Source organism: Ruegeria sp. AM1 (assembly GCF_056540745.1).
Window position 1 is genome coordinate 35703 of record NZ_JBQFXH010000014.1, and the last position, 18688, is coordinate 54390.

Below are 18688 nucleotides of genomic sequence, written 5' to 3' on the forward strand. Positions count from 1 at the left end.
GATACCTCCCTTAATCCGCGCTCCACAAGTTGCGGTGAAGCGCTGAGAGCAAATATTGACCGCTTTCAAGATGGACCATTCCGGACTTTGCCGATGCCGTAAAGCGCTGCGGTGACGCTTCGTATGACCGGACTTTCGCCGCAGCTGCATGATCCAGGTTTCCAGAAACTCACGGACTGCGGATATTCCAGATGTTGCAGGCGCATTCTCTCGAAGATAGCGTGACTCGGAAAACGCATTTTGGAAGGCGCTAGTGTACCATCTGTTAATAGCCAGCATCTGAATCTTGGATATCACACTCAAAACCGCAAAGAAAGACAGGACATGCCCCCGTCCAGCTTGGCGCAATCGGTGTTGTCGATCTCAACCACCTCATATCCCGCACGATCCAGCATCTCGGCGGTGCAGGGGAAGCCGGCGGCCATCAGCACCAGATTGTTGAAACGGATCGCGTTGGCGGCGGCTTCTTCGCCGTCGGCCACATGCAGCACGCGGTAGCCGTCGAAACAGCCAGACGCATCCAGCCGCCGGGTCGATAGGATCGTTTCCGGATCCATCAGCGAGCAATCCGTCTTGAAATGCAGAACATCCTCGGGCGTGAACACTTCGCGCACTCTATGTCCCCAATCGGATGTGATGCGGGCGAGTTCGGCAACGCCCTCGGCATCCGTTCGATCTGATCGGCCCACCAGAATTTCACGTCCGGTCACCAGAATATCCCCGCCCTCGATATGGCCGGGGCCTTCGATCTTGCGGACGGTGTCGTAGCAGCTGTGCAGGGTAGGGGCCATTTCCACCACTTCGCCCAGACGCGAGGGCGCGCCCGGTCGCATCAGTACCGCACCTTGCGGCAGGCACAGCGCGGTGTCCTCGACAAACTGCGCATCAGGGAAGGCGTCCAGCGGGCCAAGTTCGATCACCTCCGCTCCGGTGCTTTTTAGTGCCGCCACATAGGCCGCGTGCGCTGCCGTCATGCTGTCGAAATCCGGGTTTCCGATATCCTCGGCCCGCAACCCGCCCGCAATGGTCGGGGCCGGGCGGCGGGTGATGGCGCGGGAAAACTCATAGGTCGGGTCAGGCATGGCTTACTCTTTCCGAGGTTCGAATATCGGGGATTTCACTTCGATCATGGTTGGCCCGGTGGCCTCTGCGGTCTCGCGCAGCGCTTGGGCAACAGCCTGCGGTTCCTCGGATACGCTGGTGAACGGGATGCCAAACGATCTGCCGGTTGCGGCAAAATCGGGGGGCGAGGGGTCGCAACCAATCACCGTCACGCCCACATCCTCCATGGCGGTCGCGATCTCGCGATATCCGTGGTTGTTCCAGATCACAAAAGTGACGGGCAGGTTTTCGTCCACCGCCGCCATGATCTCGGGCAGCGAATACTGTGCGCCGCCATCTCCGGTGATGCAGATCACCCGCGCCGAGGGGTCGGCGATGGCCGCGCCGATGGCCGCCGGAATGCCATAGCCAAGCGCGCCATAGCCGGTTGCGGCGTTGAACCAGCCGCCGGGGCGGTCATGATCATAGTAGAGATCACCGGCATAGATCGGTTGCGTGGAATCTCCGACCATCAATGTATCCGGTGCGGCATCGCGCATCGCAGACAGGATGTCGACTAGATGGCGATAATCTGGGCCGATCTCCTCCCACGCGCCAGCACGCGCCTGAGCCGCCCTTGCGGCGCCGTCGCTTTGCTTTCCGGCAACGTTCAGCCCATCCAGAATTGTGGGCGCGATCTCTTCAACGTCGCCATGCAGCGCAATTTCGGCCGCGTGCCGCGCCAGTTGGGCGCTGCACCGATCCACCCGGATCAGGCCAGTCAGCGCCGCCGTCTGTCCGGTTGCATACATGTCATAGTCGGTCGGCCCCAGTTCGGTTCCCAATGCCAGCACGCAATCGGCATCTTCGATCAGCGCGCGCACCGCGCCTAGGCTGGGGCTGGCTGGAACCGTCAGGGGATGCCCGTGCATCAGGCCGCGCGCGTTGGTGGTTTGCACGACCGGCGCGTCCAGCTCCTCGGCTAGCCCGAGCAAGGCAGCCTCGGCCCGTTTGGCCCCGCCGCCTGCCAGAATGACAACCTTCTGCGCCTCAGCCAGACGTTTTGCGGCCTGCGCGATCTGTGTCGCATCCAACTCCGGCCCCGGACCGGGCGCAGCGCCGGGCGCTTTGACATAATCAGTGGCTGCAACGTCCAGCGGAACCTCAATATGCACCGGACCGGGCCGACCTGCCGTGAAACACTCAAACACGCGGTCCAGGACCTGGTCCAGGTCAGTGGCCTCGGTGATTTGTTCGGACAACAATGCAACGGTCTTGGCCAGCCCTTGCTGATCCGGCAACTCGTGCAGATGCCCCATGTTCCGGCCCAGCGACGGGGTGGCGTTGACCCCCGACACAACCAGCATCGGCACCGAATCCGCCCGCGCCTGTGCCATTGGCGTCAGCGTATTAGTCAGGCCCGGCCCGGTGATCACAAAGGCCACGCCCGGTTTGCCCGACACCCGCGCATAGCCATCGGCCATGAAACCGGCACCCTGTTCGTGCCTGGGCGTCACATGCCGAATGCCCGAGGCCGCCAACCCGCGATAGAGCTCAACCGTGTGCACACCCGGAATACCAAACACGCAGGTCACGCCGCGTTGCCGAAGCTCTGCGACCAGAGCTTCCCCCACTGTCAGTTTGCTCATGCAACCTCGCGCGGTGTTGTGTTGGCGTGCTGAATGATGCGGGTGAGGACGGTGGTAAATTCAGTGTCGCTGATCGTCAGGGCCACCCGCACCCAGTCTTTCAGACCGTCCCCGAAGGCCGAGCCCGGCATAACGGCCACCCCGGATTGCAGCAGGTCCCAGGCATAAGCCTCGCCGTCCAATCCGGTGGAGGCGACATGGATCAGCGCAAACATCCCCGCCTCGGGCCGATGCACCGTCAGTTCGGTTTCGGCCTCCAGCCGGTCGGCCAGCATATTGGCCCGGCTTGAGAACCGCCGAGCCATGCCGGGGGCCACTGCAGACCCATCGCGGATCGCCTTTTCGGTCATATCCGCAATAAAGGGCTGGTTGCCGAACAGCATGGTCTCGGAATAGGGCAGCAGCGCTTCGCAAAACGCTGCCGGACCCACGCACCAACCGCTCCGGAAGCCGGGGGCCGCGTGGGATTTTGAAATCGACGACACCGCGATGACCCGATCCGCCAGCTTGGGATCAGAGAGCGGAGAGACAAAGTCGGCCCCCTCAAAAACCAGCTCTTCATAGACCTCGTCGGAGATGATCCACAGGTCATGCTCAATCGCCAATTGCCCGATTGCGGCAAGCTCGGATGCGGTCAGGATCGCGCCGGTCGGGTTATGCGGCGTAGTCAGCAAAATGGCGCGGCTGCGCGGGGTGATCCGGGCGGCGATATCTTCGGCCTGCATCCGAAACCCGTGCTCGGGCCGCAGCGGCACTGGCACCATCTCGGCCCCCGACGAGCGCACGACGCCCTCATAGGTGGCATACATCGGATCACCGACCAGAACCTCATCCCCGGCCTCGGCCACGCCTGCCATGACCGCAAACAAAGAGGTTTGCGTACCGGGAAAACACAAGAAATTCTCGGGTCCGAACGTCCGCCCGCGTGTGGCTGAATAGCGCGCGGCCAGTGCATCCAGCAGGCCCGCCTCACCACGCCCGTTCGAATACCCGGTCCGCGCCGCACGCAGAGACTCCACGGTGGTTTCGATCAGCGCATCGGGGACCGGAACATCCGGTTCCCCAATGGTCATTTCAACGATATCCGCTCCGGCCTTGATAAGCTCCAGCGCTTTCAGATGAACGCCCCATTTGGCGCCCCCCAGACCCGCTAAGCGTTCTGTCACGGCTGTGGTTCTCATGATTGCTCCACCTCTTTAGTCAATGGAATTCCGACGATTGCGCTGACCGATTCCAGCCCGATCTGCGGCAGCTGGCCTTCCGAGAACGCATCCGGCAAAGCTCCGCCCTCAAGCCAAAGGCCGTCGATCACCGCGTTGCAGGCAATGGCCAGCCCAGTGGCCTCGGCCGCATCGACCGAACGCCCACATTCTTGCAGCGCGGCGACGATCAGCGTCTCTAACTGATCCCGGAAATAGCTATAGGTCCGTTGGTGAATGCGCTGCATCTTTGGATCGTGCTGCACCTTGTTGATAAAGCCCGCCCACAAGGCGACTGCGCCTGGGTCAACGATGGGTGGGCGCAGCGATGCGTCAACGAAATTTACCAACCGAGATACCGCGCTGCCTTCACCGGACGAGGCCGCCGTCTGGTCGGTCAGCGTTGTCATATGATGCTCATAAGCGGCCTGAACCAGCTCTTCTTTTGAGGAGAAATAGTGCCGGATCAGCCCCTGCGTCACGTTTGCCCGCGCCGCAATCTCACGCACGGTGGCTCCGCGAATGCCGACCTCGGCGATCAGGTCCAGCGTCGCGTGGATCAACGCCTCACGCCGAAACTCGGCAGATTCGCGTCTGAATTTTGGGCAGGCATCCTGCACGTCGGGCGCATCCATGACATTAAGTTATTATACACTTGCATAATTGCGAGATTCGAGGCTTACTTCAACCCGAAATCAGAAGAATCTTGGATATGGACACAGCCAAAGCCGTTACTCCCGTAGACGATGCCACCGTGTTAGAAGAGGCGATAAAGGTTGAAGACCTGCACAAATCCTTCGGCCTGCTGGAGGTTCTGAAAGGCGTCTCGCTGACCGCGCACAAAGGGGATGTTGTTGCGATCATCGGGGGCTCAGGCTCGGGCAAGTCCACCATGCTGCGTTGCATCAACTTTCTGGAAAACCCCAGCTCGGGCAAGATCACCATCGGGGGTGAACTGGTTGAAATGCACGCCGATGGCAGCCCTGCCAACCGGCACCAGATCGAACGCATCCGCACCCGGCTGGCCATGGTGTTTCAACAGTTCAACCTGTGGACCCACCGCTCGCTTCTGGAAAACGTGATCGAGGTGCCGGTGCATGTGCTGAAGGTGCCCAAGGCGCAGGCCATCGCGCGGGCGCATGAGTTGCTGGAGCGGGTCGGGCTGGGCGACAAGGCCGACACCTATCCGGCCTATCTGTCCGGCGGCCAGCAGCAGCGCGCCGCCATCGCGCGGGCGCTGGCGGTGGACCCGTCGGTCATGCTGTTTGACGAGCCGACCTCGGCGCTCGATCCCGAGCTTGTGGGCGAGGTTCTGACCGTGATCCGCGATCTGGCTGCCGAAGGCCGCACCATGCTGCTGGTCACACATGAAATGAAGTTCGCGCGCGAAGTCGCCAGCCATGTCGTCTATCTCTACCAAGGCCGCATTGAAGAGCAGGGGCCACCTGCCGAGGTCTTTGGAAATCCGAAATCCGAGCGATTGAAGCAATTCCTCAGCTCGGTGGCCTGATCCAACAAAACTCAACAAAATCAACTGGGAGTCATAGAAATGAACATCAAGAAACTGCTCGCATCCAGCGTTGCCGCCGCCATCCTTTCGGCAGGCGTCGCCAGCGCCGAAGAGGTCAAGATCGGCATCGCCGCCGAGCCTTATCCGCCCTTCGCCTCGCTCGACAGTTCCGGCAACTGGGTCGGCTGGGAAATCGACGTCATCAACGCGGTCTGCGCGGCGGCTGAACTGGAATGCGTGATCACTCCGGTCGCGTGGGACGGTATCATCCCGTCGCTGACCGGCCAGCAGATCGACGCCATCATGGCCTCGATGTCGATCACTGAAGAGCGGCTGAAAACCATCGATTTCAGCGATCCGTATTACAACACGCCTGCAGTCATCGTGGCCGACAAGTCGATGGATATCGAAGCCACGCCCGAGTCACTGGCAGGCAAGGTGATCGGCATTCAGGCCTCGACCATCCATCAAGCCTATGCGCAGGAGTACTTCAAGGATTCCGAACTGCGCGTCTATCAAACGCAGGATGAGGCCAATCAGGACCTGTTTGCGGGCCGTATCGATGCCACTCAGGCCGACAGCATCGCCATGGCGGATTTCGTGAATTCGGATGCGGGCGCGTGCTGCGAGATCAAAGGCTCGGTCAAAGACGATCCGGCCATCCTCGGGCGTGGCGTTGGTGCGGGTGTGCGCAAAGGGCAGGAGGATCTGCTGGAATCGCTCAACAAGGGTATCGCAGCCATTCTGGCGGATGGCACACATGAGAAAATCACCTCAAACTACTTCTCGGCCAGCATCTACTAAGCCGCTGCTGTGACCGGACTGTTGGATTCACTTGGCCTGGCGCAGAGCGCAGAGCTTCTTTCGCTCTCGCCGCCGGGATGGGGCAGCAATCTGCTGCGCGGATTGTCCCATTCGCTGCAAATCGCCTTTGGCGCTTATGCGATGGGCCTGGCGATCGGATTGTTCGGCGCTTATGGCAAACTCTACGGCGGGAAGGTCACGCGCGATCTTCTCGCCATCTATACGACCGTGATCCGGGCTGTACCGGAACTGATCCTGATCCTGATCCTGTATTACGTGGGCTCGGATATCATCAACAAAATCTCCACCGCTATGGGCGGTGGCCGGGTCGAGGTCAGCGGCGTTGGCGCAGGCATATGGGTGCTGGGCGTCGTTCAGGGCGCTTACGCGACCGAGATTCTGCGCGGTGCCATTCAGGCGGTTCCACCTGGTCAGATCGAAGCGGCCAAATCCTACGGAATGCCCGCCTTCATGACCATGCGCCGGGTGACAATCCCCGCTATGATGAGCTTCGCCGTGCCGGGCCTCGCCAATCTGTGGCTGATCGCCACCAAAGACACAGCGCTTCTTGCGGTCGTGGGCTTCAACGAACTGACGCTCGAAACCCGCCAGGCTGCCAGCAGCACCCGCGCCTATTTCACCTTCTTCCTCGCGGCAGGCTTTCTCTACCTAATGGTCACGCTGTGCTCTGGGGCCGTGTTTGGGCGGGTCGAGAAATGGGCCCGTCGCGGACAACCCTCTCTGAACGGAGGGGGCAAATGATCGATCTTAAATCCCTGATGCAGCCGCATCGCATTGTGATGATGCTGATCTTCGCCGGCATCGTTGTCTGGTGTGCCTTATCGCTGCAATGGGACTGGATACCCAAATACGCCCCGCTGGCGCTTCAGGGTATCTGGACCACGATCTGGCTGCTGGTTGTCACCGTTGTACTTGGCTTTCTTCTCGCCGTTCCGTTGGGATTGGCGCAAGCGGTCGGCCCATGGTATCTCGCGGCCCCCGCAAAAGCCTTCTGTACTATCATCCGGGGTACACCGCTGCTGTTGCAGCTTTGGCTGCTGTACTATGGTCTCGGATCGCTTTTCCCGCAGTTCCCTTGGATACGCTCATCCGAGCTTTGGCCCTATCTCCGCCAAGCCTGGCCCTATGCGGTGCTAGCGCTCACCCTGTCTTACGCGGGCTATGAGGGCGAGGTCATGCGCGGTGCCTTCAAAGGAGTGGCCAAAGGCCAGCTAGAGGCAGCCAAGTCCTTCGGCATGCCCCGCCTGACCATGTTCCGTCGCATCTGGCTGCCGCAGGCGATCCGCAATGTCCTGCCGACGTTAGGTGGAGAAACCATCCTGCAACTTAAAGCGACCCCGCTGGTGGCTACCATCACCGTGGTCGATATCTATGCGGTCTCGTCCCGCGTGCGCTCGGACACGTTCATTATCTATGAACCACTGCTGTTGCTGGCGGTGTTTTACATACTGGTCGCGGGCCTGATCGCACTAACCTTCCACTGGTTAGAAGTGAGGGTGTTGGGGACCGGAAAGATATGAAATCAGTTCTGATACCTCTATCCGTAAGACGCCTTCGTCCAAAAGAACTTACCTCACTGTTCACTTGAGGAATACGTGAATTAGTATGTTTGGAACGACGATCTAATTACTTTCTTTTTTGTAGAAAAACCTTATTTGGTTTTTCCCTAACCCTGCGCGTATTTCAAAGGTGATGACTTAATGAAGAGATCATAATTTCGATAGCTCTCTTAAGATATATCACGTTTCTTGAACTTCTGCTTTGCCAGTTTTGAACATCAAACCTCTCAACACCAGCGAATGGCTCCTCTCCGCCCGAGGTGTTTTTGCCTCAGTTGCAAAGTGCACAATGCGGCCGTTCGAATGGAAAATACTAGCGGCAGGTTTGTCAGTGTCGAACTTGTCTGAACAAGCCGCGGCGAAAGCCCGGACTCGGATTCGGGCAAATCAACGTTGGCGAAAGACTGCTCCGACGACATCGGATGCAACGCAGCGACTACCATGCCGCACATGCGATCGGATGCTGCGTCGGCAACATGTCCGAACATCGATGTCGGAGAAGCCCTGCGAAGCTGACACGAACGCTGGCCGCGGCGAATGTCCAGAGCGAACCCATTTCGACAAATGCTGCGCAAACTATGAATGGCCACGTTTCTGGATCCAATTTTCATCAAAGCCGATTTGGAAGTTGGCTCCAATCTAAGGATAAGTGATCGATTGAAGTGCAATCCGATAAGTGTTTTGAATAGCCATGACCTTCGAACAACTTCGTACTTTCCTTTGGGTTGCCCGCTTGGGTGGCTTTCGCAGAGCCTCAGACCGTCTGCATCTATCACAGCCAGCGGTATCGACACGTATTTCCAATCTAGAAGACGAGTTGGAAGCCAAGCTTTTCGAACGTGGGCCGGGGGAGCTTGTACTCACTAAGAAGGGCCAGCAACTTTTGGGCTATGCTGAGCAACTTCTTTATGTCGAAGAAGAAATCAAAAACCGTGTTGCTAATCCAGCCGAGACCGAAGGTCTGTTCAGGCTGGGAGCGTCAGAAACGATCGCACAGGCATGGTTACCATCCTTCATTCAGGCATTCAGTGCACGGTTTCCGAGAGTGAACATCGACCTCACAGTAGACATTTCGCTCAATCTACGCGCAGCAATTCTGGAGCGTCGTCTCGACCTGGCGTTCTTGATGGGCCCCGTCTCTGAGTATTCAGTGAAAAATGTTGCTCTGCCAGCATTCGATCTTCACTGGTATAAGTCCAAGAACTTGGGCGAGGTTGATTTGGCCGAGATTCCGATCATCTCGTATTCAAGTCAGACCAGGCCATACCGTGAATTGACCTCGGAATTGGCAAGACGGGTAGGGCCAAAATCTCGCGTTTTTACCTCAGCATCTTTGTCGGCAAGCCTGAGAATGATTGCAGCGGGAATCGCAGTTGGACCACACCCGCGGATACTTGCAGTTCCCTATCTGGAAGCAAACGAAGTCGAAGAGTTTGACCCTGGATTCGTCCCACCGCCCTTGGAATTCACGGCGTCATACCTTGCTGAACCACGAAGCTTTCTTGTTGAAAACAGTGCAGAAATCGCCCGCGACGTCGCAACCATGTGGCACAAGTCCCATCCCAAATAATTTCAAAAAATCTATCACTACAGATAAATAATGATAATTTGAATGAATACTCTCTTTGTGTGAACCTTTGGTGACATGCACATGGAGAGAATATGTCTAGTCATCAGGCAGAAGAATTCGACGCATCACTCCTATCGAGTCAAAGCATCCGACAGCGCATTCGCGCCGGCTTATATGCGGAAAACACAGCAGGTCTCGCTCCAGGAAAGCTGCAATGCAACCTTGCCATTCTCCCTGAAGCTTATGCACTGGATTTTCTCCGGTTCTGTCAAAGGAACCCTAAACCATGCCCGATCGTTGGTGTCAGTGAGACTGGGGATTCGATGTTGCATACCCTTGGGCAAGATATCGACATCCGTACTGACGTGCCGCGATACAGGGTATTCCGAGACGGCGAATACTCGGAGGAAGTCACCGATATCTCTCATATCTGGGCAGATGACCTTGTAACAATTGCCTTGGGCTGTTCTTTCACATTTGAAAACGCACTCATGCGGGCCAACATACCAGTCCGTCATATCGAGATGGGCCGGAATGTTCCAATGTTTCGGACCAATATCGATCTTGCGCCCGCTGGACCCTTTGAGGGGAAAATGGTTGTGACGATGCGACCTTTGCGCGAAGACCAGATCGACGAAGCAAAAGCCATCAGCGCGAAGTATCCACAAGCCCACGGCGCCCCCATTGCCGTGGGCGATCCTTCATCCATAGGCATTTCTGATCTCAGCCAACCCGACTACGGAGATCCTGTTGAAGTCAAACCCGGCGAGGTGCCGGTGTATTGGGCTTGCGGTGTGACGCCGCAAAACGTCCTTCGCGCTGCAAAGCTACCCGTCTGCATCACTCACGCGCCCGGACACATGCTGATTACTGACGTGCCCGAAGATGCAGAGACTACAATCTATCAAGAACTAAACCAACAAGGAGTGAACACATGAAACGTACGCTGACTATGCTCGCTGCAACCACGGCTCTTGCTGTACCCGCTTTCGCTGAAGACCTTTCGGTCGTCGGAAGCTGGTCAAGCCTGCCTTTGCACAAACAGTATGAAGCGCCTTTTTGGTCCGAGACTTTGCCGGGTGCCGGGGATTTCCACGTTGAGTTGACGACACACAACCAGATGGGTCTGGGACTGTCAGAGATTTACCCGCTTCTTGGCCAAGGCGTCTATGATGTTGCGATGACGGTTGCAGACTACGCCGTTGGCGATGCTCCCGAGCTTGAAGGTCTTGATGTGCCGCTTCTGGCGCTGACCGCTGATGAAGCACGTGCTATGGTCGATGCTGCGCGCCCGATGGTGTCTGACATCTACCGTGACCGTTTTAATGCGGAAGTCTTGGCAATCGCACCGTACCCGCCGCAGGTTGTTTTCTGCAACGCTGAGATCGGCAGCTTTTCCGATCTTGAAGGGTTGAAAGTTCGCGCCTCTGGCCGCATGACCGCTCTTTTCCTCGAAGCTCTTGGTGCCGAAGGTGTCAACGTGTCTTTCTCTGAGGTGCCGGGCGCGCTTCAAAACGGCGTAGTGGACTGTGCTGTAACTGGGGCCGGCTCGGGGTATTCCGCTGGTTGGTGGGAAGTCTCAACCCATCTTCTGCCAATTCCCTTGGGCGGTTGGGATCACGTTGTTACAGCCATGAACGCTGACAAGTGGGATGGCCTGAGCGCGGACGATCAAGGTCTAATCCGCGAACAGATTTCGGCAGGGTTTGAAGAACCTGCCTGGGCCAGCGCACAAGACGCTCTTGTCAACGACATCGCCTGTCTGACCGGCAACGGCGAATGTGCGGCTGGTGACGCACGCGACATGGCTCTCGTCGAGATTTCCGATGCGGACTTTGAAAAGGCGCGCGGTATTCTGATTGGTGAAGTGCTTCCCGATTGGGCCGAACGCGCAGGCGGTGATTGGGCGTCTCGCTGGAACGAGTCGGTCGGTCAGGTTGTCGGTGTGACCATCGAATAATCAACGCATCAGACTAGGGGACGTTCAATATGGAACTGGCGTTGATCAATAGGCTCCGAAAGATAAATCATACAATAGCGATTGTGGTTGGCCTTGGCCTTTTGGGAATGGCAGCCTTTGTGGTTGCAGATATTGCTCTTCGCCAGGTCCATGCATCCTTTGGCGGATCTGAAGAGTTGGCAGGCTATGCGATGGCACTAGTCAGCTCATGGGGTATGGCCTTCGCTTTGTTGGAACTGGGCCATATCCGCATCGACCTCTTGAGATCGCGCGCTCAAGGTACGCTACGCGCGCTCTTCGACGTTTTTTCAATGATCATCATGTCAGGGGTTGTGGTCACAATTGCCATCAAATGCTGGCCGGTCGTGGAACGCGCGGTCGAAAATGGCAGCAGAGCAAACACACCCCTCGCAACTCCGTTAGCCTGGGTTCAAGTCCCTTGGTTTGCGGGTTGGGTCTGGTTTGCCATCATGGCGTGCCTCGTCACGCTCGCAGCAATCAGTCTGTTCGTGCGTGGCCGGGGAAGCGAAACAGAAACCTTTATTGGCGCGTTTGCGGAACAGGATACCTTGAAATGATCACCTATGTTTCTGCGGGGTTGCTGGCACTTCTCGCCCTTTCGATACCCGTTGGTATCGTGCTTTTCCTACTTGGCTTTGGGGTCGACCAGTTCTTTTCGAACTTCCCGCTCAGCCGCGCATTGGGCAACATGGTCTGGTCATCGTCCAGTTCCGCCACATTGATTGCGATCCCGTTCTTTGTCCTTCTTGGTGAAATCCTGGTGCGTTCCGGCGTTGCGACTCGCACCTATGCCGCGCTGGACCGGTGGGTCAGTTGGCTGCCGGGCGGCTTGGTGCACGCCAATGTCGCAACCGCGACGATGTTTTCAGCCACATCGGGCTCGTCGGTTGCGACCGCAGCAACTGTCGCGACTGTGGCGATGCCGCAGGCCGAGAAACTAGGCTATGACCCGAAGCTGTTCTCGGGTGCTATCGCCGCTGGTGGTACACTTGGCATCATGATCCCACCGTCGATCAACCTGATCGTCTATGGTTTCCTGACGCAATCATCGATCCCGCAACTGTTTCTGGCTGGTCTTATTCCTGGGCTAGGGCTGGCGTTGGCTTTCCTCGTGATTACAGCCATCCTCTGCACGATCCGTCCTGAATTGGGTGGAACCCGACGGGTGTTCCCGTTCCTTCAAATGGCGCGCGCGCTCGTTGACCTTGTGCCGATCCTCATCCTTTTTACTCTTATTGTGGGTTCCATCTATCGCGGATGGGCCACACCAACTGAGGCCGCAGCCGTTGGCGTCGCGGGCGCATTACTGATCGCGCTGGCTTTCGGCGGGGTGAACTGGGCAATGATGCGCGAAAGCCTGTTGGGCACAATTAAGGTCACCTCAATGATCATGCTGATAATCATCGGCGCGTCATTTTTGAACTTCACGCTGTCCTCCGCCGGACTTGGCCGTGAGCTGACAGCTTTCCTCGAAGGTTTGGGCCTCTCCCCTCTCGGCTTCATCATGGTGGTTGTGCTGATCTACATTGTCTTGGGCTTCTTTATCGAAACCTTGTCGCTGATGGTCGTGACAATCCCAATCATCGTGCCGATGGTCCTGGCGCAGGGCTACGATGTGATCTGGTTCGGCATTTTGATGATCGTCTTAATCGAGATGGCATTGATCACTCCGCCGGTTGGGCTGAACCTCTACGTTGTCCAGGGTGCCAGGAAGTCGGGCAATCTGAACGAAGTCATGCTCGGGGCTCTGCCCTACTGCCTGACCATGTTGGCAATGGCGTTCGCTTTGATCGCGTTCCCGCAAATTGCGCTCTGGCTGCCAGCCGCCCTCGAATAGCGACCAAAGCAAATCGAGTTAATCTAAATGCTGCGGCCAAACGGCTGCAAATGAAGGAGAACTGTCCGATGTGGCAATTTTGGGTAGATCGTGGTGGCACGTTCACAGATATTGTAGCGAAGTCCCCAACTGGCGACTTAAAGACCCACAAGCTCTTGTCGGAGAACCCGGAAGTCTACAAAGATGCTGCGGTTCACGGCATTCGCGAATTGCTCGATCTCGAAGCTGATGCGGCTGTGCCAGGCGGATTGATCGACGCTGTGAAAATGGGCACGACAGTCGCGACAAATGCACTATTGGAGCGCAAAGGCGAGCGGACGGTCCTGTTCATCACCAAAGGCATGAAAGACCTTCTGAGGATCGGGTACCAAAACCGTCCCAAGCTTTTTGATCTCAACATCCAACTGCCCGAGTTGCTGTACGAGGACGTCGTTGAGGTCGAGGAGCGACTGGACGCCCAAGGCAACATCCTGTCACCGCTCAATTGCACTGCCGCGCGCGAGGCTTTGTCGCGGGCCTATGGGAAGGGATATCGTTCCGTCGCCATTGCGCTGATGCACAGCTACCGTTTTCCCGAGCATGAACAACGTCTGGGCGAGATGGCTAAGCAGTCCGGCTTTGATCAGATTTCCCTAAGTCATGAAGTCAGCCCGTTGATTAAGCTGGTGGGCCGTGGCGATACCGCTGTCGTCGATGCCTATCTCTCCCCGATTTTGCGCCGCTATGTCGATCAGGTTGCCGACGCGCTTGGGACGCATTCAGGCGGGTGTGAGCGGCTGATGTTTATGCAGTCGAACGGCGGCTTGACTGATGCGCGGCTCTTTCATGGCCGCGACGCCATTCTGTCTGGCCCCGCCGGCGGGGTGGTTGGCATGGTCCGGTCTGCAGCTGAGCTGGGTTTTGAAAAGCTGATTGGTTTCGACATGGGCGGAACATCCACCGACGTCTGTCACTACGCCGGGGAATTTGAGCGTTCGTTCGAAACTGAAGTTGCGGGCGTGCGGATGCGGGCACCGATGATGTCCATCCATACTGTCGCGGCGGGCGGAGGCTCGATCCTATCCTACAGGGACGGTCGGATGCAGGTTGGCCCGGAAAGCGCAGGCGCAAATCCGGGCCCCGCCGCCTACCGCCGTGGCGGTCCGCTGACTGTCACAGACTGCAACGTGCTTTTGGGCAAGCTGAACCCCGATCACTTCCCGCATGTCTTTGGGCCAAACGCCGATCAGCCGCTTGATCAAGACGCAGTGCGCCAGAAATTTGAGACCCTGGCAGCAGAGATTGGCGACGGCAAATCGCCAGAAGAACTCGCCGAAGGGTTCTTGCGCATTGCTGTTGAGAACATGGCCAATGCAATCAAACAGATCAGCGTTCAGCGCGGCTATGACGTAACCAAATACACGATGAATTGTTTTGGCGGCGCAGGTGGTCAGCACGCCTGTCTTGTGGCCGATGCCTTGGGCATGGAGAGCATCTTTATTCATCCCTTTGCAGGCGTTCTCTCTGCCTTTGGCATGGGGCTGGCGGATGTACGGGCGATGCGCGAACAGCAGTTTGAGCGGCCCCTCTCAGATACCGGCACGAATGACGCACTTAATGACATGGCGCAAATCGCTGGGAACGAGGTAAAAGATCAGGGGATCGACCCCATCGACATCACAATCTCTAAACGCGTACAAATCCGCCCTCGCGATGCGCAGCAAAGTTTGGAAGTGGTCTTCGGCACACCTTCAGACATGGAAGCGGATTTCGTCGCAGTGCATCAGCAGCGGTTTGGATTCGCGCCAGATACCAGCGATTTGATCATTGATGTGCTGATCGTTGAAGCCATCGGGCAGACTGGCGAACAGGTGAGCCTGCCTGATCCGCAGGACACGAAGTTGGACAAGACAGCGGTCTCTGTCTGCTTTGATGGAACATGGCAGGATGTTCCCTTAGTGAACCGCGCGAGCCTGGCTCTGGGTCAAACAATTGAAGGGCCCGCCATTCTGACCGAGCCCACAGGCACCAATGTGGTTGAACCGGGCTGGCGCGCCACCTGTGCTAAGGGTGGCAATCTGATCCTGGAACGGGCTGTGCCGATTGAGCGTGCCGAAGCGATAGGAACCTCGGTGGAGCCGGTAATGCTCGAAGTGTTCAACAACCTGTTTATGTCCATTGCCGAGCAGATGGGGGCGACGCTGGCCAACACGGCCTATTCGGTGAACATCAAAGAGCGCCTGGATTTCTCCTGCGCCATCTTCGACCAAAACGGCGATTTGGTCGCCAACGCGCCGCATGTGCCCGTACATTTGGGGTCCATGTCGGAAAGCGTACGGACAGTTTTGCGCGAGAACGCGGACAAAATCCGACCCGGCGACGTGTTTATGATGAACAACCCCTATAATGGCGGCACTCATCTGCCTGACGTCACGGTGATCACGCCTGTTTTTGATGAAGACGGACGAGACATCCTCTACACCGTCGCGTCGCGGGGACATCACGCGGACATTGGGGGAAAAACACCCGGATCGGCACCACCTGACAGCCGCACAATTGAAGAAGAAGGCGTCGTTATCGACAATTTTCTTCTGGTGGAACAGGGGCAACTGCGAGATAGTGAAACCCGCGCGCTTTTGTCCTCTGGCACGTATCCATGTCGGAACGTTGATCAGAACATGGCCGATCTTGCAGCGCAGATTGCAGCGAACGCCACCGGTGTTGCTGAGTTGCAGAAGATCACGCGACAGTTCGGGATCGAGGCGGTTCATGCCTATATGGGGCATGTTCAGGACAACGCCGAAGAAAGTGTGCGGCGTGTTCTGGATGTCCTGAAAGATGGCAAGTTCAGTTATCCCATGGATGACGGTGCCAAAATCGAGGTGGATATCCGAGTCGATAAGGCCAATCGCTCCGCAAAGATTGATTTTACGGGCACATCACCGCAAAGCCCGCTCAATTACAACGCGCCAATGGCGATCTGCAGCGCTGTCGTGCTCTATGTGTTCCGGACGCTTGTTGGCCGCGACATCCCAATGAATGAAGGGTGTCTCAAACCGCTTACGTTGATCGTGCCGGAAGGGTCGATGATCAATCCAACGTCTCCAGCAGCAGTGATCTCTGGAAACACAGAAGTGAGCCAATCCATCGCGGATACGCTCTATGGCGCGCTTGGAGTCATTGCGGGCAGTCAAGGCACCATGAACAACTTCGTCTATGGCAACGACATCTACCAGAACTACGAGACGATCTGTGGAGGTACAGGAGCCGGAGACGGCTTTCATGGCACCAGCGCGGTCCATAGTCATATGACGAACACGAGGATGACCGATCCTGAAGTTTTGGAAACGCGCTTCCCAGTCCAGGTCGATGAATTTTCCATTCGTCAGGGCTCTGGTGGCCTCGGGCGGTTCGTGGGTGGCAACGGGATTGTCCGGTGCCTGAGATTCAACGACGTGATGACAGTGACGACCCTGAGTTCGCACCGGAAGGTGCCGCCCCAAGGCACTCAAGATGGAGGCCCAGGAGCCACTGGAGAAAACTCTGTTCAGCGTGCAAACGGTGCTATTGAAATCCTTGAGGGTAACGACCAAGCGGAATTGGAACCCGGTGACACCTTCATCATGAAAACGCCCGGCGGCGGCGGTTTTGGGAACCCTGACCTATGAAGTTTCATCATTCAGGCTCTGAAATAGACCTTGCCGTCGAGCACCTTTACGTCGCCGGCTGGACTGGTCGAAATGCCGATGCGGTGCAGCATCATATCGACGAGCTTGCCGAAATTGGCGTGGCACCCCCTAGCGAGGTGCCGCTCTACTACCGAGTTTCCAGCAGTCTTCTCGTTCATTCGGACACTATCGAAGTGCTTGGCAACGAGACATCGGGCGAGGTTGAGCCACTCATCATACAAAGTGCTGGCGCCTTGTGGCTCGGCTTAGCATCTGATCACACTGACCGCAGTTTGGAAACACATTCAGTCGCAGCATCAAAGCAGATTTGCGCGAAGCCCGCCTCCAAGGGCGTTTGGCGATTGTGTGACGTTGAAGCAGACTTGGACACCTTAATACTGCGCTGCTCAATCAAAGAAGACGGAAGCTGGGTCAGCTATCAAAAAGGCACGCTCTCGAACATCTTACCGCTGCAAAAACTGATTGGCGGATCTAGCATGGGCGACAACTCAGCGATGCTCTGCGGGACTCTTGGCGCAATCGGCGGTGTCCGTGCTTCTCAATCCTACAGAATGGAACTGGAAGACCCTAAGCGAAACCGGCGGCTCACAATGGAGTATTCGATCCGTTCGCTGCCCATAGTCCTTTAGAAGAACCAACAAAAGGAACTGCATTTTCAATGCCTAGTAAGTGGTTTTGGTTATCCCAATGCCGCCATTGGCGCAGTCGCAGCGAAGGGGCCAGGAGAGCCCAAAGTACCACTTGCTTGCTGACGTTGTACGAACGACAACTACCGGATAGTCTTCCTGTCTTACATATCTGAGTAAGGACGCTCCTTTGCGCTCATATTTTCTTTGCGGCACACCGAGAAGCGGAAGTACACTGCTTTGCAATCTTCTAAGCGACACCAAACACGCGGGCCGACCAGACTCCTATTTTCGAAAGAACTCTGTCGCAGAACGGTCGGTTCAGTTTCAGATTTCTCATCTTTCAGGGCCAGATTTTGATCGTGCTTATCTCACTTCGGTCATTGATACCGGACGATCCAAGTCAAATGTTTTTGGTCTAAGGATAATGTGGGATACATTCATTGAGTTAGACGAAATACTCGGCAGAGCTTTTCCAGGCCATGTCGATTTCCTACAACGCTTGGAACATGCTTTCGGAAGTGTAAAATTCGTTTTTCTGACCCGCCAAGATGTTGTTTCTCAAGCTGTTTCCTTATTGAAGGCCAAACAGGATGGACTTTGGCACATGGCAATAGATGGAACACCTTTGCAACAACGGCCAAGCAAGCGCCCGCTCACTTATGATCGAATAGCAATAGGTAAGCTTGTCGCCGAAATGGAGGATCATAACGCTGGCTGGGAATCATGGTTTCAGGAAAATAGTATTTCTCCGATGCGACTGACTTACGAGCATTTGGCTGAAAACCCAAATAGGGAGTTGAAGCGTGTTCTTGACTACATCAATGTTCCGCTCAAATACGCTGAAGGAATACAACCGAAAACGGCCAGAATGGCAGATGAAGTCAATCAAAAATGGGTAGATCGATATAGAAGTGAAACAGGTTAAGCCTCGATTGCTCTGATCAGTCGTATCCCACTTCGAAGCGGCCATTGGCGCAGCCGCAGCTAAATGACGCTGTGTCCGCGCAACTAACTTCCAGGAACGTCTCGGCGAACGGCGGCACTCCGGATCGTTGATAAGCCGCTACTATTCAGATTGTTGGTTTGGTCTCTAAAGCAACTGACTGAGGATGACCCAGCCCCCTGAAATCAGGCCATTGAGGTGTTAGTAATCCGTCCAAGCAAAGGATGGACTATGAAACGCAGATTTAGCGACGAACAGATCATTGGAATGATCAAGG

The 18688-nt window shown here is 56.6% G+C and carries 16 protein-coding genes; 12 read left to right on the forward strand and 4 right to left on the reverse strand.

Annotated elements, in window-relative coordinates; all coding sequences use genetic code 11:
* Window positions 1-299 precede the first annotated feature (299 nt).
* Genes ACR0I7_RS18205 through ACR0I7_RS18220 form a run of 4 tightly spaced genes read right to left on the reverse strand, consistent with a single transcriptional unit; the run spans window position 300 to window position 4524 of the window.
* Window positions 300-1082, reverse strand: a complete 783-nt coding sequence (locus ACR0I7_RS18205; RefSeq protein WP_480513549.1) for an arginine deiminase family protein — start codon at window positions 1080-1082, stop codon at window positions 300-302.
* 3 nt (window positions 1083-1085) lie between these two features.
* The gene (locus ACR0I7_RS18210; protein WP_480513550.1) at window positions 1086-2690 is read right to left on the reverse strand and encodes a 5-guanidino-2-oxopentanoate decarboxylase; all 1605 of its coding nucleotides are present in this window, start codon (window positions 2688-2690) and stop codon (window positions 1086-1088) included.
* Window positions 2687-3871 (reverse strand): pyridoxal phosphate-dependent aminotransferase, encoded by a 1185-nt coding sequence (locus ACR0I7_RS18215; protein WP_480513552.1) that lies wholly within the window; start codon window positions 3869-3871, stop codon window positions 2687-2689. Before ACR0I7_RS18215 ends, ACR0I7_RS18210 begins: the two co-directional genes overlap by 4 nt.
* Window positions 3868-4524 (reverse strand): TetR family transcriptional regulator C-terminal domain-containing protein, encoded by a 657-nt coding sequence (locus ACR0I7_RS18220; RefSeq protein ID WP_480513554.1) that lies wholly within the window; start codon window positions 4522-4524, stop codon window positions 3868-3870. The genes ACR0I7_RS18215 and ACR0I7_RS18220 overlap by 4 nt, the downstream gene beginning before the upstream one ends.
* Before the next feature lie 77 nt (window positions 4525-4601).
* On the opposite strand from ACR0I7_RS18220, the gene ACR0I7_RS18225 reads away from it, so the two are divergent.
* From ACR0I7_RS18225 to ACR0I7_RS18280, 12 genes are all read left to right on the forward strand, one after another.
* The gene (locus ACR0I7_RS18225; RefSeq protein ID WP_480513556.1) at window positions 4602-5399 is read left to right on the forward strand and encodes an ABC transporter ATP-binding protein; all 798 of its coding nucleotides are present in this window, start codon (window positions 4602-4604) and stop codon (window positions 5397-5399) included.
* 39 nt (window positions 5400-5438) lie between these two features.
* Window positions 5439-6203 (forward strand): transporter substrate-binding domain-containing protein, encoded by a 765-nt coding sequence (locus ACR0I7_RS18230; RefSeq protein ID WP_480513558.1) that lies wholly within the window; start codon window positions 5439-5441, stop codon window positions 6201-6203.
* A 9-nt stretch (window positions 6204-6212) separates the two neighbouring features.
* Complete coding sequence (locus ACR0I7_RS18235) at window positions 6213-6965, forward strand: ABC transporter permease (RefSeq protein ID WP_480513560.1); 753 nt, start codon at window positions 6213-6215, stop codon at window positions 6963-6965.
* On the forward strand, window positions 6962-7744 hold the full coding sequence (locus tag ACR0I7_RS18240) for an ABC transporter permease (RefSeq protein ID WP_480513562.1): 783 nt from the start codon (window positions 6962-6964) through the stop codon (window positions 7742-7744). Before ACR0I7_RS18235 ends, ACR0I7_RS18240 begins: the two co-directional genes overlap by 4 nt.
* 730 nt (window positions 7745-8474) lie before the next feature.
* Complete coding sequence (locus ACR0I7_RS18245) at window positions 8475-9353, forward strand: LysR family transcriptional regulator (RefSeq protein ID WP_480513564.1); 879 nt, start codon at window positions 8475-8477, stop codon at window positions 9351-9353.
* A gap of 92 nt (window positions 9354-9445) precedes the next feature.
* On the forward strand, window positions 9446-10291 hold the full coding sequence (locus tag ACR0I7_RS18250; RefSeq protein WP_480513565.1) for a putative hydro-lyase: 846 nt from the start codon (window positions 9446-9448) through the stop codon (window positions 10289-10291).
* A complete protein-coding gene (locus tag ACR0I7_RS18255; RefSeq protein WP_480513567.1) occupies window positions 10288-11313 on the forward strand; it encodes a TRAP transporter substrate-binding protein in 1026 nt (341 codons plus the stop codon). Before ACR0I7_RS18250 ends, ACR0I7_RS18255 begins: the two co-directional genes overlap by 4 nt.
* 29 nt (window positions 11314-11342) lie before the next feature.
* Window positions 11343-11891, forward strand: a complete 549-nt coding sequence (locus ACR0I7_RS18260; RefSeq protein WP_480513569.1) for a TRAP transporter small permease subunit — start codon at window positions 11343-11345, stop codon at window positions 11889-11891.
* The gene (locus ACR0I7_RS18265) at window positions 11888-13171 is read left to right on the forward strand and encodes a TRAP transporter large permease (protein WP_480513571.1); all 1284 of its coding nucleotides are present in this window, start codon (window positions 11888-11890) and stop codon (window positions 13169-13171) included. The genes ACR0I7_RS18260 and ACR0I7_RS18265 overlap by 4 nt, the downstream gene beginning before the upstream one ends.
* A 68-nt stretch (window positions 13172-13239) precedes the next feature.
* Window positions 13240-16818, forward strand: a complete 3579-nt coding sequence (locus ACR0I7_RS18270) for a hydantoinase B/oxoprolinase family protein (RefSeq protein ID WP_480513572.1) — start codon at window positions 13240-13242, stop codon at window positions 16816-16818.
* Window positions 16815-17468: a DUF2848 domain-containing protein gene (locus tag ACR0I7_RS18275; protein WP_480513574.1), complete on the forward strand. Its 654-nt coding sequence runs from the start codon at window positions 16815-16817 to the stop codon at window positions 17466-17468. Before ACR0I7_RS18270 ends, ACR0I7_RS18275 begins: the two co-directional genes overlap by 4 nt.
* A 187-nt stretch (window positions 17469-17655) precedes the next feature.
* Window positions 17656-18393 (forward strand): Stf0 family sulfotransferase, encoded by a 738-nt coding sequence (locus ACR0I7_RS18280; protein WP_480513576.1) that lies wholly within the window; start codon window positions 17656-17658, stop codon window positions 18391-18393.
* The last annotated feature ends 295 nt before the right edge of the window (window positions 18394-18688 follow it).